The sequence below is a fragment of the Microbacterium sp. UFMG61 genome (assembly GCF_015354505.1).
In the GTDB taxonomy this organism is placed as follows: domain Bacteria; phylum Actinomycetota; class Actinomycetes; order Actinomycetales; family Microbacteriaceae; genus Microbacterium.
In genome coordinates this window covers 266,626-288,097 of the sequence record NZ_JACAFP010000001.1, presented here as the reverse complement: position 1 = coordinate 288,097, position 21,472 = coordinate 266,626, and the positions used below count along the sequence as shown (strand labels likewise).

20 protein-coding genes and 1 riboswitch are annotated in these 21,472 nt (G+C 69.0%); of the genes, 5 read left to right on the top strand and 15 right to left on the bottom strand.

The window, feature by feature from the left end:
* Position 1: 1 nt before the first annotated feature.
* Entirely contained in the window at positions 2 to 673 is a 672-nt protein-coding gene (locus IXW21_RS18145; protein ID WP_228528032.1) for an ECF transporter S component, read from the bottom strand.
* A riboswitch (TPP riboswitch) is annotated at positions 667 to 776 on the bottom strand. (Overlaps the previous gene by 7 nt.)
* Before the next feature lie 82 nt (positions 777 to 858).
* Between IXW21_RS18145 and IXW21_RS01435 the strand changes: the two genes are divergently transcribed.
* The gene (locus tag IXW21_RS01435) at positions 859 to 2,361 is read left to right on the top strand and encodes a D-alanyl-D-alanine carboxypeptidase family protein (protein WP_194762465.1); all 1,503 of its coding nucleotides are present in this window, start codon (positions 859 to 861) and stop codon (positions 2,359 to 2,361) included.
* 118 nt (positions 2,362 to 2,479) lie between these two features.
* Here the strand turns inward: IXW21_RS01435 and IXW21_RS01430 are convergent, their stop codons facing one another.
* Together IXW21_RS01430 and IXW21_RS01425 are read right to left on the bottom strand one after the other, a co-directional pair.
* Positions 2,480 to 4,714: an ABC transporter ATP-binding protein gene (locus IXW21_RS01430; protein WP_194762464.1), complete on the bottom strand. Its 2,235-nt coding sequence runs from the start codon at positions 4,712 to 4,714 to the stop codon at positions 2,480 to 2,482.
* Positions 4,711 to 6,438 carry an ABC transporter ATP-binding protein gene (locus IXW21_RS01425; RefSeq protein WP_194762463.1) on the bottom strand — a complete coding sequence of 576 codons (1,728 nt, stop codon included), beginning with the start codon at positions 6,436 to 6,438 and terminating at the stop codon, positions 4,711 to 4,713. Before IXW21_RS01425 ends, IXW21_RS01430 begins: the two co-directional genes overlap by 4 nt.
* Positions 6,439 to 6,711: 273 nt before the next feature.
* On the opposite strand from IXW21_RS01425, the gene IXW21_RS01420 reads away from it, so the two are divergent.
* A complete protein-coding gene (locus IXW21_RS01420) occupies positions 6,712 to 7,587 on the top strand; it encodes a hypothetical protein (RefSeq protein WP_194762462.1) in 876 nt (291 codons plus the stop codon).
* Between the two features lie 166 nt (positions 7,588 to 7,753).
* Entirely contained in the window at positions 7,754 to 8,170 is a 417-nt protein-coding gene (locus IXW21_RS01415) for a GntR family transcriptional regulator (RefSeq protein WP_194762461.1), read from the top strand.
* A 14-nt stretch (positions 8,171 to 8,184) separates the two neighbouring features.
* On the opposite strand, the gene IXW21_RS01410 is transcribed toward IXW21_RS01415, so the two are convergent.
* Entirely contained in the window at positions 8,185 to 9,246 is a 1,062-nt protein-coding gene (locus tag IXW21_RS01410) for an enoyl-CoA hydratase/isomerase family protein (RefSeq protein WP_194762460.1), read from the bottom strand.
* A 124-nt stretch (positions 9,247 to 9,370) separates the two neighbouring features.
* Between IXW21_RS01410 and IXW21_RS18140 the strand changes: the two genes are divergently transcribed.
* Complete coding sequence (locus tag IXW21_RS18140; protein ID WP_228528031.1) at positions 9,371 to 10,942, top strand: ATP-binding cassette domain-containing protein; 1,572 nt, start codon at positions 9,371 to 9,373, stop codon at positions 10,940 to 10,942.
* A gap of 134 nt (positions 10,943 to 11,076) precedes the next feature.
* Here IXW21_RS18140 and IXW21_RS01400 read toward each other — a convergent pair whose 3' ends face one another.
* Complete coding sequence (locus IXW21_RS01400; protein ID WP_194762459.1) at positions 11,077 to 11,526, bottom strand: hypothetical protein; 450 nt, start codon at positions 11,524 to 11,526, stop codon at positions 11,077 to 11,079.
* 145 nt (positions 11,527 to 11,671) lie between these two features.
* Between IXW21_RS01400 and IXW21_RS01395 the strand changes: the two genes are divergently transcribed.
* A complete protein-coding gene (locus tag IXW21_RS01395; RefSeq protein WP_194762458.1) occupies positions 11,672 to 13,102 on the top strand; it encodes an HNH endonuclease signature motif containing protein in 1,431 nt (476 codons plus the stop codon).
* A 193-nt stretch (positions 13,103 to 13,295) separates the two neighbouring features.
* Here IXW21_RS01395 and hemL read toward each other — a convergent pair whose 3' ends face one another.
* From hemL to IXW21_RS01345, 10 genes are all read right to left on the bottom strand, one after another.
* Positions 13,296 to 14,621, bottom strand: a complete 1,326-nt coding sequence (gene hemL, locus IXW21_RS01390) for a glutamate-1-semialdehyde 2,1-aminomutase (protein ID WP_194762457.1) — start codon at positions 14,619 to 14,621, stop codon at positions 13,296 to 13,298.
* A gap of 33 nt (positions 14,622 to 14,654) precedes the next feature.
* Positions 14,655 to 15,632 carry a porphobilinogen synthase gene (hemB, locus tag IXW21_RS01385; RefSeq protein ID WP_194762456.1) on the bottom strand — a complete coding sequence of 326 codons (978 nt, stop codon included), beginning with the start codon at positions 15,630 to 15,632 and terminating at the stop codon, positions 14,655 to 14,657.
* Positions 15,629 to 16,423 (bottom strand): uroporphyrinogen-III synthase, encoded by a 795-nt coding sequence (locus tag IXW21_RS01380; protein ID WP_194762455.1) that lies wholly within the window; start codon positions 16,421 to 16,423, stop codon positions 15,629 to 15,631. The genes hemB and IXW21_RS01380 overlap by 4 nt, the downstream gene beginning before the upstream one ends.
* Positions 16,420 to 17,433 (bottom strand): hydroxymethylbilane synthase, encoded by a 1,014-nt coding sequence (gene hemC, locus IXW21_RS01375; protein ID WP_194762454.1) that lies wholly within the window; start codon positions 17,431 to 17,433, stop codon positions 16,420 to 16,422. The genes IXW21_RS01380 and hemC overlap by 4 nt, the downstream gene beginning before the upstream one ends.
* Before the next feature lie 8 nt (positions 17,434 to 17,441).
* Positions 17,442 to 18,119, bottom strand: a complete 678-nt coding sequence (hemQ, locus tag IXW21_RS01370) for a hydrogen peroxide-dependent heme synthase (RefSeq protein WP_194762453.1) — start codon at positions 18,117 to 18,119, stop codon at positions 17,442 to 17,444.
* Positions 18,120 to 18,220: 101 nt separating this feature from the next.
* On the bottom strand, positions 18,221 to 18,526 hold the full coding sequence (locus IXW21_RS01365; RefSeq protein WP_194762452.1) for a hypothetical protein: 306 nt from the start codon (positions 18,524 to 18,526) through the stop codon (positions 18,221 to 18,223).
* The gene (locus tag IXW21_RS01360) at positions 18,513 to 18,920 is read right to left on the bottom strand and encodes a phage holin family protein (RefSeq protein ID WP_194762451.1); all 408 of its coding nucleotides are present in this window, start codon (positions 18,918 to 18,920) and stop codon (positions 18,513 to 18,515) included. Before IXW21_RS01360 ends, IXW21_RS01365 begins: the two co-directional genes overlap by 14 nt.
* Position 18,921: 1 nt before the next feature.
* Positions 18,922 to 19,344: a hypothetical protein gene (locus tag IXW21_RS01355; RefSeq protein ID WP_194762450.1), complete on the bottom strand. Its 423-nt coding sequence runs from the start codon at positions 19,342 to 19,344 to the stop codon at positions 18,922 to 18,924.
* A 169-nt stretch (positions 19,345 to 19,513) separates the two neighbouring features.
* Positions 19,514 to 21,070 carry a protoporphyrinogen oxidase gene (gene hemG / locus IXW21_RS01350; protein WP_194762449.1) on the bottom strand — a complete coding sequence of 519 codons (1,557 nt, stop codon included), beginning with the start codon at positions 21,068 to 21,070 and terminating at the stop codon, positions 19,514 to 19,516.
* A gap of 59 nt (positions 21,071 to 21,129) precedes the next feature.
* Complete coding sequence (locus tag IXW21_RS01345; RefSeq protein WP_194762448.1) at positions 21,130 to 21,468, bottom strand: metalloregulator ArsR/SmtB family transcription factor; 339 nt, start codon at positions 21,466 to 21,468, stop codon at positions 21,130 to 21,132.
* Positions 21,469 to 21,472: the final 4 nt, after the last annotated feature.

Genomic DNA, 21,472 nt, shown 5'->3' with positions numbered 1-21,472 from the left:
GTCACACCCGTGCGGTGACCTCGCGGCCGGCGGCGAACCGGCTCAGGGCTCCCGTCGCCGCGAGACCTCGCGCGATCAGCCAGGCGCCGAGGCCGGCGATCACCGCGCCCGAGACCGTGGTCGAGACGATGTAGACGGTGGTGAAGAGGGTGTCGGCGCCCGCGTACCAGAGGATGCGGTCGTTGATGCCGCAGGCGAGACCCGCGCCGGCACCGGCCAGCATCGCGACCGGCAGACGCCAGACGCCGTAGAGGAAGATCAGGAAGATCAGCTCGGCGCCGAGTCCCTGAACGAGGCCCGACACGATCGTCAGCGGGCCCCAGGCGTTGCCGACCAGCGCCGAGATGATCGCGGCGACGAGCTCGGTGTAGAGAGCAGCACCGGGCTTTCGGATGATGAGCCCGCCCAGCACGCCGGCGATGAGCCACGGGCCTGCCAACAGGCCCTGCACACCCGGCAGGAGCGGGGTGAGGACGGTGCTCGGAACCTCGTAGCCGACGTTCCAGAGCAGGAAGATCACGGCGCACGCGACGGCGATGACGCTCGCGACGACGATGTCGACCACTCGCCAGCGCCAGAGTCCGGGGCGACCGAGACCCTTCGGTGAGGAAGCGGCGGATGCTGCGGCCGCCGATGCCGATCCGGTGGTGGATCCGGACGTGGATGTGCTCATTGAATGCTCCTCCCTGCGCTGGCATGACCCAGATCAGGTTCGACGGTCGAAGCGCGATTCGCTCCCTCTCAGCCCGGCTCGCCGGACTCCCGTGGTTGTCCTCCCGATCTTACCCAGTACCGACACTCTCGTCCCCACCTGTTGCAGCGCCGGGAATCCCGCCGCTGATTCGGTACCGTGAGGAGGTGACCGCTCCAGACTCCGCCGAGGCCACTCCCGACGCGCCCGCCGATGCCGCCCGTCAGGATGACGAGCTCGATGCGACCTTCGGCGCTGCCCCGGGCTCACCCGCCGACGCCGAGCCGGATGCGCAGTGGGCGGAGGAGGGCCGTGGAGCCACCGCCCTCACCTGGATCGACCCGGTCGAGATCGGCCGGCAGTCGGCCACCGCCGATCTCGACGACGAGCCCTCCGAGCGCACCGTCGAGGGTGGAGCGCTTCTGCGCGATGCGCACCTGCGGCCCCGCATCGCCACCCCGGGAGTGCTCGTCCCCCTGGCGCTCATCGTCGGACTCGTCGGCGCCTACGCGGGCTCGACGATGCTGTGGCCGCTGCACGAGGTCGCGCCGACGGTCGCCGCGGCGGAGATCTCGGCCACCGCCGCACCGCCCGCCGAGGTGCTGTGGCCGGCGCAGGGCAGCGCCGCCGTGGGCATCAGCGGGCTCGGCACCACATCGTCGACCGTCGATCAGGCGGCGATCGCCAGCATCACGAAGGTCGTCTCGAGCCTGATGGTGCTCGACCGCATGCCCCTCGCGGTGGGCGAGCAGGGCCCGGAGTTCTCCTTCACCCGTGCCGACAACCTCGAGTACTGGCAGTATCGCCGGCTCGATCAGTCGGCCCTCGACGTGCCGGTGGGCGGCGTGCTGACCGAGTATCAGCTGCTGCAGGGAACGCTGCTCGGCTCGGCGAACAACTACATCGACCGGCTCGCGCAGGAGATCTGGGGCTCGAACGCGGCCTTCGCGGACGCCGCAACGACCTGGCTGAGCGATCGCGGGCTCACCGACATCACGATCGCGACCCCCTCGGGCTTCGATGAGCGGAACACCGCGACGCCGCAGGCGCTCATCGCGCTGGCCGAGATCGCCATGCAGAACCCGGTCTTCGCCGAGATCGTCGCGACCCCGTCGGTCGATCTACCCGGGGCCGGCACCGTGGTGAACACGAACGGGATGCTGGCGGATGCGGGTGTCGTCGGAGTGAAGACGGGCACTCTGGGCGACAGCTGGAACCTGCTGACGGCCAAGGACATCACGGTCGACGGCACGACCGTGCACGTCTTCGCGAGCGTGCTCGGTCAGGTCGACGACGAGCAGCGTCTCGCCGAGACCCGGGCCCTGTTCGCGCAGGTCGAGACCGCCCTCGATGCGCAGCAGCCGGTACTCACGAAGGGAACCGTCATCGGCACGGTGTCGACCGTCTGGGGAACGACCGTCGACATCGTGGCGGACGAGGATTCCGACGTCGTGCTCTGGAACGGCGTCGCCGCCGAGGTCACCCCGTCGTTCGATCTCGGTGAGGACCGGGAATCAGGCGATCAGGTCGGCACCCTCACGAGCGTGGGCCCCCTGAACACGAGCGCGACGTCTCTGGTGCTCGCCGAGGACGTCGACGGACCCAGCCCCTGGTGGCGCCTGACTCATCCGCTCGAGCTCTTCGGCCTGTCCGACACACCCCGTCGCTGACGGAGCGAAGCCCGAACGCTGCGACTCCTCCCGCGGCGACCCTGCGCACGGAACGACGCCCCGTCCCGGGAGGGGAGGGGCGTCGGTCCGTGCACTTCTGTCGTCGGAGCGGCGGCGGTCAGGCCTGCGATCCGTCCGACTGCGGTCGCTCGACCACGGCCTGCGCTTCGGCCGCCGCAGCAGCAGGCGCGGAGGTGCCGACCGTGGCGCCGACCTGAGCGGCGGTGGCGGCTTCATCCGCGTCGCCGCTGACCATCACCGGCGTCGAGCCGGTGAGCGCGTCTTCCGCATCGATGTCGGTCGCCGCCTGCTCGAACTGCGACTGGTACAGGCGCCAGTAGGCACCCTGCGCGGCGATCAGTTCGTCGTGCGTGCCCTTCTCGACGATGTCGCCGTGCTCCATCACGAGGATCAGGTCGGCGTCACGGATGGTCGACAGACGGTGCGCGATCACGAACGACGTGCGCCCCTGGCGAAGCGCCGCCATCGCGTGCTGCAGTAGCACCTCGGTACGGGTGTCGACCGCAGACGTGGCCTCGTCGAGGATCAGGATCGACGGCTGCGCCACGAACGCACGGGCGATCGTGATCAGCTGACGCTCGCCCGCCGAGACATTCGACGCGTCCTCATCGAGAACGGTGTCATAGCCCTCGGGCAAGGACCGCACGAATCGGTCGACGTAGGTCGCCTTGGCGGCCTCGAGCACCTCGGCGTCGGTCGCGGTGGAGCGACCGTAACGGATGTTCTCGCGGATGCTTCCGGCGAAGAGCCAGGGGTCCTGCAGGACCATGCCGGTGCGTGACCGAAGGTCATCACGGGTGATCTCCGAGATGTCCTGCCCGTCGAGCGTGATGCGCCCGCCGCTGAGTTCGTAGAACCGCATGATGAGGTTCACGAGCGTGGTCTTTCCCGCACCCGTCGGGCCGACGATCGCGACCGTCTGCCCCGGCTCCACCCGGAACGACAGGTCGGTGATGAGGGGACGCTCGGGCGTGTACGAGAACTTCACGTTCTCGAACTCGATGACGCCCCGACCCTGCACGAGCTCGGGGGCCTCAGCGTCGTCGGCCTCCTGCTCCTCGGAGTCGAGCAGCTCGAAGACGCGCTCGGCCGACGCCGTGCCGGACTGCACCACGGCCGCCATTCCGCCGAGCTCCGACAGCGGCTGCGTGAACTGCTGGGAGTACTGGATGAAGGCCTGCACATCACCGATGCGCAGCTGGCCGCTCGCGACCATGAGCCCACCGAGCACGGCGATCCCGACATAGGTGAGGCTGCCGACGAAGGTCATCGCCGGCATGATGATGCCCGACAGGAACTGCGCCTTGAAGCTCGCCTGGAACAGCTCTTCGTTCTCGGCCTTGAACTTGTCGAGGGCGTCCTTCTCACGGCCGAAGACCTTGACCAGCGCGTGGCCCGAGAAAGCCTCCTCCACGCGGGCGTTGAGGCGCCCGACCTTGCGCCACTGGATGCCGAACGCCTTCTGCGAGCGCGGCCCGATCACGCCGAAGATCACGGCCATGAGGGGCAGCGCCACGAGGGCGACGAGTGCGAGCTGCCACGAGATCGAGAACATCAGCACCAGCACACCGACCACGGTCAGCACCGCCGTGAGCGCACCCGAAAGCGACTGCTGCATGGTCTGGGTGATGTTGTCGATGTCGTTCGTGACTCGGGAGATCAGGTCACCGCGCTGCACCTTGTCGAAGTACGACAGAGGCAGGCGGTTGATCTTCGCCTCGACCCGCTCGCGCAGGCGCCACATGGTGCGCACCATGATGACGTTGATGACGTACCCCTGCACCCAGCTGAGGAACGCCGCGACCACGTAGATCGCGAGCACCGCGGCGATGATCCACCGCAGCGCGTCGAAGTCGATGCCCGCGCCGACCTGGAAGTCGTGCAGTGCGGCCACCTGGTTGGCGAAGTCGTCCTGGCCGGAAGCGCGCAGCTGCTCGACCACGGTGTCCTGATCGGTGCCGACCGGGAAGCCGGGGAAGTCGCCCTGCGACTGCGCCAGCTGGTTCGAGAGGAAGCCGGTGTAGATCAGGTTGGTGGCCTCAGCCAGCACCTTCGGCGCCGCGACGGTCAGCACGACGCCGATGGCGCCCATGATCGACACGAAGATGAACCACGCCGCCGACGGCTTCAGCAGCCCGATCATGCGCGAGAAGCTCTTGCCGAAGTTGTCGGCCTTGCCCGGTGCCACGCTGTCCCAGCCGCCGCCGTTCTGACGCGCCTGTTCGGCCAGCTCGGCCTCGTACTTCTCTTCTTCGGTCATCTCGGTCTCGACGGTCGCCGCGGGCGCGACGCCCCGGTGACGACGGTTCTTCGGAGCCTTCTGCTCGCTCATGCGTCCACCCCCAGCTGCGACTCGACGATCTCTCGATAGGTGTCGCTCGTCGTCAGCAGTTCTTCGTGCGTGCCGACGCCGACCATGGTTCCCCCGTCGAGGACGACGATGCGATCGGCATCCGTGATGGTCGAGATGCGCTGTGCGACCACGATCTTGGTGACGTGCGGCAGCTCGCGCCACAGCGCCTGTCGCAGACGGGCGTCCGTGGTGAGGTCGAGCGCTGAGAACGAGTCGTCGAAGACGAGGATCTGCGGCTGGCGCACGATCGCTCGCGCGATCGCGAGGCGCTGACGCTGACCACCCGAGACGTTCGTGCCGCCCTGCGCGATGCGCGACTCGAGCCCGTCGGGCATCTCCTCGACGAAATCGCGCCCCTGGGCGATCTCGAGCGCGTGCCAGAGCTCGTCGTCGGTCGCATCCTCTCGCCCGTATCGGAGGTTCGAGGCGACCGTGCCGGTGAAGAGGAACGGACGCTGCGGGACAAGGCCGATCGACGCCCAGAGGGACTCGACGTCCGCCTCGCGCACGTCGGTGCCGCCCACGAAGACGGCGCCGCCCGACACGTCGAAGAGTCGAGGGATGAGCGAGACGAGGGTCGTCTTGCCCGCACCGGTCGATCCCACGATGGCTACGGTCTCACCCGGCTGAGCGCCGAAGCTGATGCCCGAGAGCACCGGAGAGTCCGCCCCCGGATAGGTGAACTCGACGTCGTCGAACGCCACGGCTCCCGGTGCTGTGAACTCGGTCACACCGTGGTCGGGCCGGGTCATGCTCGACTGCGTGTCGAGCACCTCGCCGATGCGCTCGGCCGAGACGGCGGCGCGGGGGATCATGATGGCCATGAAGCTCGCCATGATGACGCCGCCCATGATCTGGCCGATGTACTGCATGAAGGCGAAGATCGTGCCCACCTGCGCTGTCCCCGCGTTCACCTCGATACCGCCGAACCAGATGACGGCGACCACGGTGACGTTCAGGATGAGCATGAACAGCGGGAAGAGCAGCACGAAGAGCGAGCCGACCTTGCGACCGACGTCCATGATGTCGGTGTTCGCCTCGCGGAACCTCTCTTCTTCGACGCGTTCGCGCACGAACGCACGCACGACGCGCACACCCGTGAGCTGCTCGCGCATGACGCGGTTCACGGCGTCGAGCTTGCCCTGGTAGCTGCGGAACAGCGGAACCATGCGGCTCACCACGAGACCGGCCACGATGAGCAGCAGCGGCACGGACGCCGCGATGAGCCAGCTGAGGCCCACGTTCGTCTGGATGGCGAAGATGATGCCGCCGATCGCGAGCAGCGGGGCGGTCACGAGCATGGTCGCGCCCATCATCGCCAGCATCTGCACCTGCTGCACGTCGTTCGTGTTGCGGGTGATGAGCGATCCGGCGCCGAACTGCGACACCTCTCGCTCGGAGAATCCGCTCACCTTGCCGAAGACGTCGGAGCGGATGTCGCGCCCCGCCCCCATCGCGGCACGGGCCGCGAAATAGGTGGCGATGATCGAGGCGATGATCTGACCGAGCGACACGGCGAGCATGAAGAGACCGGTACGCCAGATGTACCCGGTGTCGGACATCGCGACGCCCTTGTTGATGATGTCTTCATTCAGGCGGGGCAGATACAGGGTCGCGAGAGCGCTGGCGAACTGGAAGATCAGCACGATCAGCAGCAGCCACTTATAGCGGGACAGATAGCGGACGAGAATTTTTCCCAGCACAGGCGCACTTTCTAGGAAGGTTGGAATGGCGGATCGCTCGGCCGGCGCGCGGCGGGCCGATGTTCGCGCACAAGCAAGAGTGCCACGAACCACCGACTTTCGGATCCCCCTCTGGGGGGAGCTTCGCTCACAGCGGATCATTACGCGGCGTGATCGGGTTTTTCCGATCCGGTCGAGGCGCGGGTCGAGGTGGATGTCCACTCTTTGTATCACCGGAACAGTACAACTTGTGATAGACAGTGGGTACAAACTCACACACGGGGGACGAAGACCATGGACAGACTGATCGCGTTGCTCACCGCCGAGCCGTCGGAGATCCTTCAGGCGCTGCTCTCGCAGCCGCTGTTCTCGCTGGCGATCGCCGCGATCTTCGCGATCGCCTGGCGGACGTTCTCCCGGCACCGCGTCAGCGGCACCGGCGATTCGGCGTCGGCGGCTCTCGACGAGCCGTTGCGTGCGCGCTACCGACCGGAGCGGGTGGCCGTGCGCATCGGCGCGATCGCGGTCGTCGTCAGCCTCGTCGTGGAGAATCTCACGGCCACTCTGATGCCGCCCGACGGCGACACGGTCTCGTGGTGGCGGTACGCCACACCGATCCTCACGGGTGCGGTCGCGCTTCTCGCGCTCCCGGCGCTGATCGCACTGCGGGGTTCGTCCACGCCACGGCGACCGGTACCCCTGGCCGGCCGGCGCACGTGGGCGACCTTCGGTGCCAGGGCGGACCTCTCCGGCGCAGGGCTCGCCGCGCTCGCACTCACGCTGACGACCATCGCGGCCGGACTCGCCTCCTCGCCCGACCCGAAGGGCCGCTACGTCTGGCTCGAGGTGCCCATCCAGAACGCATCCGTCGATCCCCTGCGCCCCTGGTTCTTCGGCTGGGCCTACGGGGTGCCCGTCCTGCTCAGCCTCGCCGCCCTGATCGCCGTGAGTGTCACGACGATGCACGGCAATGCCGCGCGCCCGTTCATCGCCCCCGAGACCCTTCGGATCGAGCGGACTCTCCGGTCGACGGTGGCGTCCGGCATCCTGCGCATCGCGACGGGGGCGACGTTGCTGTCGCTCGCCGCCGCGTGGCGCTTCATCGCCGAGTCGGGCACGACGACCGGGCTGACCATCGAGGGAGGCGGCACCTACGAGGTCGCGTGGTGATACGCCGAGTTCGCCACGGCCGCCGGCTGGACCGCCCCCGTGATCGAGGTCTGCGCCTTCCTTCTGCTTTCTTCGCGACCGGCATCCGGCGACCGCTCCGGCGCCCCGCTCCGTCTGACCGGCCGGATGCCGGCGACGCGATCCTGACGCTTGTGGAGAGCGGACGATGACCGCATCCTCCGGTCGGATCTCACTGCCGGACGCCGCACAGAACCCCGCCGAGGAGTCGAGTCCGGCGATCGAGATCTACCGGCAGTTCCGTGGGCTCATCATGTCCGGTCAGCTCGGGGCGGGCGAACGGCTTCCGACTGTGCGGCAGACCGCGTCGGACCTCGGCGTCGCCGCCGGCACGGCCGCCCGCGCGTATCGGCTGCTGGAGCGCGACGGTCTGGTCGTGACCCGCACGGCGGCGGGAACACGAGTCTCCGAGTCGGCGGGCGTCGTGCCGCACGCCGTCATCCGTCAGATCAGGGAGCTCGTGACCGCCGCCGAGAGCTCCGGCAGCGCGATCGACGACGTGATCGACGTCCTGCGCCTCGTCGCCCGGTCGTCGAGCGGGTCGTCCGAGACCGAGAGGACCTGACGCGTCAGGCCTCCTCAGAAGAGCGGATGCGGCGGCACGAAGCCGCGCGCCGCCGCGCCCGCGTCCGACGCGAGGTCGGCGAGTGTCGGCGGATCCCACTTCGGGTTCCGATCCTTGTCGACGAGCTGCGCGCGGATGCCCTCGACGAGGTCGGGATGCTGCGTCACGAACCACATCACGCGGCGATACTCCCCCTCGAGCGCGGCGCGAAGCCCAGGCATTCGACGGGCCTCACGCACGGCGTCGAGAGTCACCGCCAGGCCGGTCGGACCGAGGCTCCCGAGCAGGTCGGCAGTGGCGACGGCATCCGGTTCGCTCCGCTCCCGCAGTCGCTCGACGATCTCGACCACCGTGTCCGCCGAGAATGCCGCGTCGACCCACTCCCGTGATGCGGGGAGGGCGGAGGGCTCCGGAGTCTCGTCGAAGAGCAGGACGATCTCGGCAGGTCCGGTCGGGTCCGCCCGATACGCGAGCGCCTCTCGCAGCGCCTCGAGGCGATCCGACGGCACCACATGATCCGCGAAGCCGAGCAGAACGGCATCGGCGCCGTCCATCGTGCCGCCCGTGAGCCCGAAGTACTCCCCGAACCGCCCCGGCGCACGGCCGAGCAGCCAGGTACCCCCGACATCCGGCGTGAAGCCGATGCGCGTCTCGGGCATCGCGAGCTTCGAGCGCTCGGTGACGATGCGGATGGCGGCGTGCCCCGAGAGCCCGACGCCTCCGCCCATCGTGATGCCGTCGGCGATCGAGACGATCGGCTTGGGGTACTCCGCGATCGTCGCGTTGAGCGCGTACTCCGCCCGGAAGAACTCCGCGGTCTCGTCGGCCTGCCCCGCCGTGATCTGCGCATGCAGGGCACGCACATCGCCGCCGGCGCACATTCCGCGCTCGCCCTCGCCGTCGATCAGCACGATCTGCACGTCGCTGTCGGATCGCCACCGATCGAGCGCCTCGGTGAGCATACGGATCATGTCGATGTCGAGCGCGTTGATCGCCTCGGGGCGGTTCAGCGTGAGCCGGCCGAGCGCCCCTTCGGTGCGGACGAGGACGCGGGGCGAGGCGGTGGAGTCGGTCACGCGTGCCAGGCTACCCGCTCGATTCCGCTCTTGCAGACGACCCGAATAGTGAGGTAAATGCGCGATCCGAGGGCTTTTCCGGCAGGATAGACGGAACTGCCCATTTTTCAAGGAGAGGTCGCGGATGCCCGACGGACAGGTGCTCGAGTTCACGCGCGTGACGAAACGCTTCAATGAGGTGACGGCGGTCTCCGACTTCTCTGCGCGTATCGAACCCGGAGCGGTCACCGCGTTCCTCGGTCCCAACGGCGCCGGCAAGACCACGAGCCTGCGCATCCTGCTCGGCCAGGTGCGTGCGACGACCGGCACGGCGACCATCGGCGGAGCGGCCTACTCGGAGCTGCGGCACCCCCTGCGCACGATCGGCGCCGTACTCGAAGAGACCGTGTACCGCCCTCGTCGCTCGGCGGCACGACAGCTGACGATCTCGGCCAAAGCCAACGGCATCCCGCTGTCCCGCGTCGATGAGGTGCTCTCTCTCGTCGGCCTCGAGAACGAGGCCGACGGACGCATCGGCAGCTTCTCGCTCGGCATGCGACAGCGACTCAGCGTCGCCCATGCGCTTCTCGGCGACCCGGGCGCCCTCGTCTTCGATGAGCCGGCGAACGGCCTCGACCCCGAGGGCATCCGCTGGATGCGCCTCCTGATGCGTCGGCTCGCCGACGAAGGCCGCACGGTTCTCGTCTCCTCGCACGTGCTGAGCGAGATCGAGCAGGTCGCCGACAACGTGCTCGTGCTCTCCCGCGGTCAGCTGATGCTGTCCAGCGGCATCGAGACGCTGGCGGATCCGTCGTCCGGCGCCGTCGTGGTCGATGCCGCCGATCGTGTCGCCCTCACCGCTGCGCTCTCCGCCGCAGGCTTCGAGGTCGAGGTGCTGCGATCCGGTCTGACCGTGCGTGGCGGCGACGCCGGCACCGTCGGCGCGATCGCCGCCGACGCGGGCATCGCCCTGACCACGCTCGTGCAGCGCGGCCCCACGCTCGAGGACATCTTCATCGAGCTCGTCCGCGGCGGAAAGCACGCGCCGCGCGCACTCGCCACCGCACCGGTGGTCGTCCCGCCCGTCGTGATCGAGGACGCAGCCGAAGCCGAGAGCACGGATGCTGTCGGTGGCGGCGAGGATGCGGAATCCGAGGGCGAGGGTGTGGAGCCTGCGGGCGGCGACACTGTCGACTCCGAGACCGACGGAGTGGCAGCCGCATCGGAACGCGACGCAGAAGAAGCCGATGCAGAAGAAGCTGACGCAGAAGAAGCCGATGCAGAAGAAGCCCTCGCCTCCGACGCCGACGCATCGACACCTCAGCCGTCGTTCGATGACATCCTGTTCGGCACCGCGACCGAAACCGCTGTGACCGAGCGGTCCTCCGACTCCGCCGAGCCGGGCACCGACGAGCACGAGGGCGTCGACGTGTCCACCGCCCCGGGTGCAGACGACTCCGCGTCCGACGAGGAAGAGCCCGGCACCGGCGAGTACGAGTCCGACGCGAACGACAGCGACACGCACGACGCTGACACGCATGATGCTGGCGAGTCCGACGCTGACGACCCTCGATCCGCTGCCGTCAGCTCGATGCTGGCCGCCGCCGCGCGCGCCTACTACGAGGACGAGCCGAAGCAGTATCCGTTCGGCGAGGGCGAGACCGATGCAGCCCCCGAGGCGGAGGAACCGGTCGAGACTCCCGAGGGCGAGCATTAGCACGGTCAGCACCACGACGGCGAGCACCAGCACGAGCACCGCGAGAACTAGACCCGCACCCGGTTCCCCCGCGAACGCCCTCCGCGCCGACAGGCGACGGAGGGCGTTTCCGTACCGGGGTACCGGAGCCGGGCTCAGGCCGGTCTCGGCCGGATGACGGGTCGCCGGCGCCCCTTCGACGTCGACGTGGGTGCGGTGGCGACGATCTCCTCGACGTCCGCGGGCTCGTGCGAGACGTCGAGACGCAGCGCCTGCGTCAGGGCGAGCCCGTGACGCGTGGTCAGGATCAGGCGACGATACTGCTCATCGCCGTCGAGGTCGATCACGACGCTCGGGCGACGTCGGCGGATCAGCACGAAGTCCACACTGCCGGCCGCCTTCCAGGTGCCCGATGCGAGGACGCCCGGGATGTGGGTCCCGGGATTGGGCACCCCGCGCAGCCACGTCCACGCGTCCTCGATGAGCTGCACCTTGGTGATGGTGTCGCGCGCGATGCGAAGATTGTCCCGGTGGAAGCTCGCGGCTCGCTCGATCGGCGAGAGCACGACCTCGAGTTGCGTCTGGTCCAGCAGCAACGTCACCATGCGTCAAGTCTGCCAGCGGCGCCCTGCGAGTTGTCTGCTTCTTGCTCACAGGACGGCAACGATCCGTTGTCCGGTCTCTCCATGGCGCTTCTCCCATTCCGGTGTTCCACTCGGCTATTCGAACAAATGTACTAGACTCGGATGCATGACACGAACCGAGCCAGACGACCTCGAAGAGCGGACGGCGCTGCTCGACGCCTGGGTCGAGAAGCGTCGGCAGATCGCCGCTCTCGAGGCTCAGGCATCGTCTCTTCTCGCTGAAAGGATGCGGTTGAGCGAGGCCGACGGCGACGAGCATCCCCGCTATCGCGACGCCATCCGCCGGTCGATGATCGCGGAGTACTCTGCAGCGGGGCGGATGACTCAGGGCAGCGTCGATTACGCCTTCACGGACGCCGGGTTCGTCGAGGGCAGTCATCCCGGGGTGCGCACGGCCTTCCGACAGGGCACGATCACAGCCGCGCACGTCCGCGAGATCGTGCGCGCCGCAGGCGTGGTTCGCGAGGCGGTGAACAACGGCACCGCGGATGCCGATGTGCTGCCGCTCTACGACACGGTCGCCGTGATCGTCGCCGAGAAAGAGACACCGGCTCGCACCAGGGCGCACCTGCGTGAACTCGCCGCTGTACTGGCCGGCACGACGATCGTCGAGCGTCACCGACGGGCGAAGTCCGAACGCACGGTCACGATGCGTCCGGCCGGAGACGGCCTCGCGGTGCTGACCATCGTCCTGCCCGAGCACCTCGCGGTGGCCGTCATGGATCGACTCACGCAGTTGGCTCGTGCGGTCATCAGGAACCGGAGCGACCACGAGCCGACTCTCGAGCCGATCGACGACGGCGAGAATCCGATCTACCCCGAAGACATCGCCCACGACGATCCCTCGCGCGACGACCACGCCATCTTCGGCGACGGCACGTTCACGACCGATCCGATGGTCGACCCGATGGTCGACCCGATCAACAGCCCCGATGTCGAGCACATCCCCGCCGACGAGCGCACGATCGATCAGGTGCGCACCGACCTCCTGATCGACCTTCTGCTCGCCTCCGATCCGAGCGCCGCGCACGGTTGCGCGCTCGACAACATCACGGCTCGCATCCAGGTCACGATCGCCGCCACAACGCTTGCCGGCTGCGACGACCGACCCGCCCAACTCGACGGCCATGGCCCCGTGCACCCCGATGTCGTCCGCGACCTCGCGGGTCGACACAGCGGGTGGTCGCGTCTCTTCCTCGATCCCACCGGAATGGTCGTCGAGACCGACAACTATTCACCCACGGAATCGATGCGACGATTCCTCCGGGCCCGCGATCAGCACTGTCGATTCCCGGGGTGCAGGATGCCGGTGCACCGATGCCAGATCGACCACACCTTCGACCACGCCAAGGGTGGGAAGACGGAGATCCACAATCTCGGCCACCTGTGCGCTCGACACCACGCCCTGAAACATCCGGATGTCGCCGACGAGGCCCGATGGACGGCCCAGCAGCTTCCGGACGGCACCATCGACTGGTTCAGTCCGCTCGGCCGCACCTACCGAGACGCACCGAGACGACGCGTGATGTTCGTCTAGAAGTCCGCAGTGCCCCGAGAGCCAGTTCGCGCCTGGAGTGCGACTGGACCAGCTCTCGTGGGACCGGGACCAGTTCCCCTCTCGTGGGACGGGCCAAGGAGCTGGCCCGGCCTAGGTGTGCGACGGCGACCAGCGACGGCGACGTCGACCAGAGACAGCGATCAGAGACAGCGATCAGAGACAGCGACCGGCGTCAGCCCTCCTGGGCCCGCGCCGCAGCGGCCGCGGCGATCGGCAGCGCCGCCTCGATGCGCTGCAGCTCGTCTTCGCCATGGGCCGCAGTGAGGAACCAGGCCTCGAACACGCTGGGCGGCAGCGCCACCCCCTGCTCGCGCATGGCGTGGAAGAACGGGGCGTAACGGAACGTGTCCTGGGCCTGCGCCTCGGTGTAATCGCGCGGAGCGGTCGCCCGGAACGACGGGTTGAACAGGCTGCCGGCGTTCGCCACTGCGTGCGTGACCCCGGCATCCGCCAGCGCAGCCGTCAGCGACGAAGCCACGCGTGCCGCCGACGCATCGACCTTCGAGTACACCTCGGGCGTCGCGAGTCGCAGCGTCGCGAGACCCGCGGCGACCGAGAGCGGATTACCCGACAGGGTTCCCGCCTGGTACACGGGGCCGAGCGGCGCGAGCAGATCCATGACCTCGGCGCGTCCACCCAGAGCCGCCAGCGGCATCCCCCCTCCGACGACCTTGCCGAACGTGAAGATGTCCGGCATGTACTCCTCACCGGCAGCTGCCTGCAGTCCCCAGAAGCCGGCCGGGTGCACGCGGAACCCGGTGAGGACCTCGTCGATGATCATCAGCGCACCGTGCGCATGCGCGGTCTCGGCGATGAAGCGGTTGAACCCCGGCAGCGGTGCGACGACACCCATGTTCGCCGCCGACGCCTCGACGATCACCGCAGCGATCCGCGGGCCGTGCTCGGCGAACACGGCCTCGAGGGCGTCACGGTCGTTGTAGTCGATCACGAGCGTCTGCGCGGCGATCGGAGCGGGCACGCCGGCGGATCCGGGCAGGGCCAGCGTGGCGACTCCTGAGCCCGCCGCGGCGAGCAGTCCGTCGGAGTGGCCGTGGTAGTGACCGGCGAACTTCACCAGCAGGTCGCGACCCGTCGCCCCCCTCGCCAGGCGAATGGCGGTCATCGTGGCTTCGGTGCCCGTCGACACGAGGCGCACGCGTTCGATCGGACGCATTTCGCCGAACCGCACACGGTCCGCGATCAACGCCGCGAGCTCCACCTCGCCCTCGGTCGGCGCTCCGAACGAGAGTCCGCGAGCCGCGGCGTCCTGCACGGCGGCGACGATCTCGGGGTGAGCGTGGCCGAGCAGGGCAGGTCCCCACGACGCCACCAGGTCGACGTACTCGATTCCCTCGGCATCCGTCACCGTGGCACCTGTGGCCGACGCCAGGAACCTCGGCGTGCCGCCGACCGATCCATAGGCGCGCACCGGCGAGTTCACCCCACCGGGGATCACCGAGCGGGCAGCGGAGAACAGGTCGTCATTGCGATCGGTCATGGGGTCCTTCCAGAACGACGGCGAGGCGGCGTCTCAGCCGCGCAGCCAACGGGCGGCGTCTGTCGCCCAATAGGTGAGCACTGCGTCGGCGCCGGCACGGCGGATCGACAGCAGAGACTCCAGAATCGATGCCCGACGGTCGATCCAGCCGTTCGCGGCGGCCGCCTCGATCATCGCGTACTCCCCCGACACCTGATAGGCCCAGACGGGGATGTCGACGGTGTCGCGCACCTCGCGCAGCACGTCGAGGAACGCCATAGCCGGCTTGACCATGACGATGTCGGCGCCCTCCTGCTCGTCGACGACGGCCTCACGCACACCCTCCCGGCGGTTGCCGGGATCCAGCTGATACGTGCGGCGATCGCCCTTCAGCTGAGAGTCGACCGCCTCGCGGAAGGGTCCGTAGAAAGCACTCGCGTACTTCGCCGCATAGGCGAGCAGCAGCGTGCCGGTGAAGCCCTCGGCATCCAGAGCGGCGCGGATCACGGCGACCTGGCCGTCCATCATTCCCGACAGGCCGAGCAGCTGCGATCCGGCACGCGCCTGCGCGAGCGCCATCGACGCATACCGCACGAGCGTCGCATCGTTGTCGACGGAGCCGTCGGCAGCCAGCACTCCGCAGTGACCGTGATCGGTGAACTCATCGAGGCAGAGATCGGTCTGCACGACGAGTGCATCGCCGACCTCGGCTGCGAGCACCTCGGTCGCGACGTTCAGGATGCCCTTCGGGTCGTCTGCGCCCGAGCCCTGCGCGTCGCGCACGGCGGGCACGCCGAACAGCATCACGCCGCCGACTCCGGCGTCCGCGGCATCCACGGCGGCAGCACGCAGCGAATCGAGCGAATGCTGCGCGACTCCCGGCATCGAACCGATCGGAACCGCCTCGGAGATGCCCTCGCGAACGAACAGCGGCAGCACCAGGTTGCGAGGCTCGAGCGAGGTCTCACGGACGAGGCCGCGGACCGCAGGAGACTGGCGCAACCGGCGCAGACGCACGTCAGGGAAGCTCACGGCGCCAGCTCATCCGACGCGTGCGGAAGGGTGAAGCTCGACACCGCATCGATCAGCGCGTCGACCGTCTGCCGGTCGGCCACGACCGTGATCGGGAGCCCCGCCCTGTCGGCGTCCTTCGCGGTGCGGGGCCCGATCGCCGCCAGCAGCGTCTCGTCGGGGATCTGCGGAAACTGCTCGCGCACCTGCTCCGCCACCGAGCCGCTGGTGATGAGGATCGCATTGATGCGACCGTTCTCGACATCGCGCTTGATGCGGTCGGTCACCGGCACACCGACGGTGCGATACGCCACGACGCTGTCGACGTCGTGCCCGGCCTCCTGCAGCATCACGCTCAGCACGGGCTTCGCGATCTCACTGCGGAGGGCGAGGATGCGGCGACGCTCCGGCGTCTCGAGAGCGATCAGCTGCTCGGCCATACCCGCGGCGGAGTTGTCTTCTTCGGGAACGATCGCGACCTCGTAGCCGACCGCCTGCAGAGCGGCCGCGGTGGTCTCGCCGACTGCGGCGATCCGCGTCGAGCGCGGCACCACCGCGCGGTGGGCGAACATCACGTCGACCGTCGTCGCGCTCGTGACGGTCAGCCAGTCGTACTCACCCGCTGCGAGACGCCGCAGAGCACTGTCGAGCGCCGCCTGATCCGTGGTCGGCGCGAAGTTGATCAGCGGCGCCACGACGGGCACCGCTCCGCGGTCGCGAAGTCTCGCGGCCACCCCGTCACCCCACGGGCCACCGCGGGGTACGAGGATCCTCCAGCCGTCCAGCGGCCGGTTCTGCTTCGAATTCGTCATGAGGAATGCTCTCGGGAAACAAGGTCAGCCGCCCCTTGATCGAGCAGCCGACGGGCAACACTCAACCCGAGCTCGCGAGCCGCGTGCATCGGGACTGCACCATCGGCAGCATCCGCTCCATTGCCACTGCCGTTCCGTTGAATATACTCCCCGTTCAGGACCTCCGTGACGTCGAGGCCGATCCGGCGGCCCCCATCCGGGGCGTAGACGACCGTCCTGACGCGGATCTCGGCGCCGTCGAAAGACGCGTGCGCAGCCATGGGCGCCTGGCACCCCGCGTCGAGTCCCTCGAGCACGGCCCGCTCGACGGTGACGGCCAGACGCGTCTGCTCGTCGTCGAGCTCTGCCAGCGCTGCGAGCAGCTCATCAGGCGCATCCTCGCGGGTCTCCACGGCGAGCGATCCCTGTCCCGGCGCGGTCGGCCACTCGGCGAGACCCAGCTCCTCCCGGCGCAGCGGCGAGTCGGAGCCGAGCCGCGACAGCCCGGCGGCGGCGAGGATCACCGCATCGAGCTCTCCGGATGCCACCCGCTGCAACCGCGAGTCGACGTTGCCTCGGATGTCGACGACCTCGGCGTGCGGAGCCCGGCGACGGACCTGCGCGATGCGCCGCGGCGAGCCGGTGCCGACCGTGCTGCCCGTGCCCAGCTCGTGCAACGGAGTGCCCGCACGGGTGATCGCCACGTCGCGAGCGTCCTCACGCACCGGCGTCGCCGCGATCACGAGCCCGGCGGGGATCGCCGTCGGAAGGTCTTTGAGCGAGTGCACGAGGAAGTCGCACTCCCCCGCCAGCAAGGCCTCGCGGAGGCGCGTCGCGAAGATTCCCTGCCCGCCGATCTCCGACAGGGACGCACGGTTCGTGTCGCCCTCGCTGGTGATCGGGACGAGTTCGACGCGACGGCCGGACACCTTCTCGAGAGCAGCGGCGACATGACCCGACTGCGCCTGGGCGAGCGCACTGCGGCGAGTGCCCAACCGGATCGGGGTGGACCTGTTCTTCGGAGTCGTCATCGCGCGGCCTACTGCAGCACGTCCGCGATCTCGTCGAACCGGAGTCGGCGCCCCGTGTAGAAGGGGATCTCCTCCTGTACGTAGAGACGCGCGTCGGTGTAGCGCAGGTCGCGCATGAGATCGACGAGCTCGGTGACGTCGTCGGCCTCGAGCGGAAGCAGCCACTCGTAGTCGCCGAGAGCGAACGCGGCGACCGTGTTGGCGATCACTCCCGTGAACGCCGCGCCCTTGCGCCCGTGGTCGGCGAGCATCTTGCGACGCTCCTCCTCCGGCGCGAGGTACCATTCGGGCGTGCGCACGAAGGGGTACAGGCACAGCCAGTCCTTCGGCTCGACCCCGCGGAGGAATCCGGGCACGTGGGAGCGGTTGAATTCGGCGTCGCGGTGCACGCCCATGACGTTCCAGACGGGCAGGAGCGAGCGGAGCAGCTCGGTGCGACGCAGACGACGCAGCGCCTTCTGCAGCTCTTCCGCCGTGTCGCCGTGCAGCCAGACCATCAGGTCGGCGTCGGCCTTCAGACCGGAGACGTCGTAGAAGCCGCGGACCGTGACGCCGGAATCCTCGATGTACGAGACGATCGTCTCGAGTTCGGTGGAGTCGGACTCGGTGACCGGAACGTCGGGGTTTCGTCGCCAGACCGCCCACAGGGTGAAGCCGGACGGGTTCTCTTCGCGCTCATCGGACATGGAACCAGTCTGCCCCCTTTACCGAGCGGTGGCTAATTCCCCGGACCCGCTTGACAGCACCGGTGCGACCCCGTGAGAGCGGAGACTCCGTGCGAGGCGCCTCAGCGAGACAGGGCGCGCGCGAGGACCCACACGGCACCGCCGACCGCCGCGGCGATCGCGACAGCTGCGGCGACGGCCGCGACCGGGTTGCGGTCGGCGAACACACGCGCCTTCGCGGCGGCGCGCTTCGAGGCCTTGTCGAGGCGCCGGGGCACGTTGCCCTTGACCTCGATCGCTGCCAGAGCGGCCTTCAGCTCGGCTCGCGCCGATGCCACCGGGTCGAGGATCCCTGCGGGGACCGCCGTCTTGGGCAGTGACGTGGCGCCTGCGGCCTTCTGGATCGACGTGCTGTCAGAGTTCGTCATCGCCGGCTTCCTTCACGAGTCGGATGTCCTCGCCGACCGCCTGAGCGGGATTCTGTCGGCGGAGCACCTTGCGGAACTTCAGGATGCCGAGCAGCGCGAACAGCAGCACGGCGATGATCAGGATGCCGAGCACGGCGAGCGCCGAGAGCCAGACCGGCCACCACGACGACAGGCCGGCGATGGCGAACACCAGGATCACCGGCACGGCCCAGAACAGGAAGAACAGGGCGACGAGGAACCAGACCGAGCCGATGCCCGCATCCTTGGCTGTCCTCGAGACCCACGTCTTCGCGGCGTCGATCTCGGCCTTGACGAGATTGCCGATGAGTTCGGGCAGATCGCCGATCAGCGACAGCAGGCTGTCCTCGGCGCGATCACGGTATCCGCGGGGCATCTCAGTCTCCGGACTTCGCTGCGCCGGAACGCGCAGACGTGGACTTCTTGGCTGCGGGCCTGTTCGCGGCATCCTTCTTGGCAGCGGTCTTGACCTCATCGACGGCGTCGTCCGTCGCGTCGACGATGTCCTCCGCAGCCTTGCGGCCCGCGGCGACGGCGGAGTCGAGGCGCTGGCCGGCGGTCTTGTCGCCACCGCTCGCCGACTTGACGACCTTCTGCACACCGGTCCAGATCGCGCCGGGCACCGCTGCAGCCTTGTCGCCGACGTAGCCCTTGACCCTGTCGACCTGCTCCTGCACCGGGTCGAGGTTCCACACCTTGAGCCACTGCGTCTTGATCTGCTCGTAGCGCTCGCGTCCTGCACGCGTTCCGAGCACGTATCCCACGCCGAGTCCTACGACGAGTCCGATCTTCCCCTTCATGGGGTCTCCTCACGTTGTTCCGGTGTGAACGCCCTGCGGCGAACCGGCGGCTCGGCGCCGCCTGCCAGGTGTCCAGCGTAGCCCTGTATTCCGAATTCGGCATCTACACGTCAGAGGGTTGACAGACGGCGGCCCATGGGGGTGACTCACGGTGCGGAGTCGACTCGCCTCACTCCCACAGGAGCGCGCGGCGAAGCCGGTCGGCCTCCTGCTGTGCATCCGGCACGACCTGCGCGAGTCCGGTTCCCGCGAGCCAGGCACCGACCGCCGCCAGACCCGCGACCGCCTGCACCGCGGTGCGCGCCGCCGTGCGCCGCTCGCCGGAGCCGATGATCGAGGCCGGCTGCGACTGCACGAAGCGCGAGCGGTGCGCGGCCACGACGTCTTCGTCGGAGAGCGGGACGCCGAGGAGAGCGGATGCTTCGCGCACCGCGAGGCGTGTCGCTGCGGCGTCATCGAGACTCGCCGTCGCGGCGGGCTCGCCCTGCGCACCGAACGAGACGCGCACGACGTGGCGGTCTCCGGCCGCCCGTCGCACCCACTCCCACTTGGCCGTCGAGTGGGTGAGGGCTTTCGCCGTGTGGCTGCCCGGCACGGTCAGCACCCCGGTGCCGCGCGGCGCGCCGTCGATCGCCGAGGGCGCCAGCAGCAGCGTCACCAGTTCGATCTCGGGCGACTCGGCCGCGTCGGTCGCGGCGAGCGCCGGGGCGACCGACGCCAGCAGGGTACGGGCTGACGACTCGGGCGTCGCGATCACCAGACCGTCCGCGGAGAGCGCGCCGTCATCGGCTCGACCGGCGACGTCACCCTCTTCCGCGCTCCGCGCGTCCCGGCCGGGGACGTCCGCGGTCGCGACGCTCTCGGCGGTGACGACCCACGAGTCGCCGGACTTCGTGACAGCCGTGACCCTGACACCGGTGCGCACGACGACTCCGAGCTTCTCGAGGTCGGCGACGAGCGCGTCGATCAGAACCGTCATGCCACCGTCGAGGCCCTCGACCGCGGCCCCCGGCGACTGCGCCTTCGCAGCGCGCGACGCGCTTTCGTCGCGCAGGGCCTGCACCGCGCCCGACAGCGATCCGACGCGGGTCAGCGCGGCGTTGAGCCCGGGTGCTGCCACGTCGACGTCGACGTCTTCGGGAGACGCCGAATAGACGCCCGTGGTCACCGGAGCGACGAGGCGATCGCGCACCTTCGCCCCCATGCGTGAGGCCACCAGTCTGCCCAGGCTGTGGTTGTGACCGATGGTGAGCGGCGGTCGCACGCGGTCGAGATACGCGCGCCACACGCCGGACCACCCGAGGATGCGCCGCACGTCCTCCTGGAACGGATTCCCGGGGATGCCGAGGATGCCACCGACCGGCAGCGGCGCCGCACCGACGCTCGGGATCCCGGCGAGCCACGCGCCTCCCGCCGCGGGTGTCACGACGCGGTCGGCGATCCCCAGGTCGTCGATCAGCGCACGGACGCGCCCGCCGCGGGTCGCGTAGCTCTCTGCTCCCGCATCGACCACGACGCCGTCGAGCTCGGCCCGCTGGATGGCACCACCCACGGCATCCGCACGTTCCAGCAGCGTCACACGCATGCCGACCTTGGCGCACTCGCGCGCCGCGATCAGTCCGCCGACGCCCCCGCCGACGACGACGACGTGCTTCTTCGCAGCGAGCTCCGCACGGGCTGCGAGCTCTGCACGGGAAGACTCATGGTTCGCGGACTTCGAGGTCATGACTCAATCCTGTCACCCACGACCTGGACGACTCACAGTCGTCGGCAGGGGAAAGCGGGTCAGGCTTCGGCGGGGGCCGTGGAGGCGCGGCCGGTACCGCGCTTGCGCACCTCGCGGAGCACGATCTGCTCGGGGCACACGGTCGAGAGGAAGTCACCGACCGAGAGCGCCAACCGCTCGCCGACGAGCGAGTAGAGGATGCGGTTGGCGTCGCGTCGCTCGCTGACGAGACCCGCCTGCCGCAGCACGCTGAGGTGCCGCGAGATCGTCGGCCCGCTCGACGAGAAGCGGGATGCGATCTCACCGGCCGCGAGTTCGCCACCCTTGAGGTCCTGCAGGATCTGACGTCGAGTCGGGTGGGCCAACGCGGCGAAGATGTCGGTCGCGCTATCTGTCATGTTT

Coding starts and splice junctions, on each gene's coding strand:
- IXW21_RS18145 (WP_228528032.1), bottom strand. CDS start 673: ATGAGCACATCCACGTCCGGATCCACCACCGGATCGGCATCGGCGGCC.
- IXW21_RS01430 (WP_194762464.1), bottom strand. CDS start 4,714: ATGAGCGAGCAGAAGGCTCCGAAGAACCGTCGTCACCGGGGCGTCGCG.
- IXW21_RS01420 (WP_194762462.1), top strand. CDS start 6,712: ATGGACAGACTGATCGCGTTGCTCACCGCCGAGCCGTCGGAGATCCTT.
- IXW21_RS01415 (WP_194762461.1), top strand. CDS start 7,754: ATGACCGCATCCTCCGGTCGGATCTCACTGCCGGACGCCGCACAGAAC.
- IXW21_RS18140 (WP_228528031.1), top strand. CDS start 9,371: ATGCCCGACGGACAGGTGCTCGAGTTCACGCGCGTGACGAAACGCTTC.
- IXW21_RS01400 (WP_194762459.1), bottom strand. CDS start 11,526: ATGGTGACGTTGCTGCTGGACCAGACGCAACTCGAGGTCGTGCTCTCG.
- IXW21_RS01395 (WP_194762458.1), top strand. CDS start 11,672: ATGACACGAACCGAGCCAGACGACCTCGAAGAGCGGACGGCGCTGCTC.
- hemL (WP_194762457.1), bottom strand. CDS start 14,621: ATGACCGATCGCAATGACGACCTGTTCTCCGCTGCCCGCTCGGTGATC.
- IXW21_RS01380 (WP_194762455.1), bottom strand. CDS start 16,423: ATGACGAATTCGAAGCAGAACCGGCCGCTGGACGGCTGGAGGATCCTC.
- hemC (WP_194762454.1), bottom strand. CDS start 17,433: ATGACGACTCCGAAGAACAGGTCCACCCCGATCCGGTTGGGCACTCGC.
- hemQ (WP_194762453.1), bottom strand. CDS start 18,119: ATGTCCGATGAGCGCGAAGAGAACCCGTCCGGCTTCACCCTGTGGGCG.
- IXW21_RS01365 (WP_194762452.1), bottom strand. CDS start 18,526: ATGACGAACTCTGACAGCACGTCGATCCAGAAGGCCGCAGGCGCCACG.
- IXW21_RS01360 (WP_194762451.1), bottom strand. CDS start 18,920: ATGCCCCGCGGATACCGTGATCGCGCCGAGGACAGCCTGCTGTCGCTG.
- IXW21_RS01355 (WP_194762450.1), bottom strand. CDS start 19,344: ATGAAGGGGAAGATCGGACTCGTCGTAGGACTCGGCGTGGGATACGTG.
- hemG (WP_194762449.1), bottom strand. CDS start 21,070: ATGACCTCGAAGTCCGCGAACCATGAGTCTTCCCGTGCAGAGCTCGCA.
- IXW21_RS01345 (WP_194762448.1), bottom strand. CDS start 21,468: ATGACAGATAGCGCGACCGACATCTTCGCCGCGTTGGCCCACCCGACT.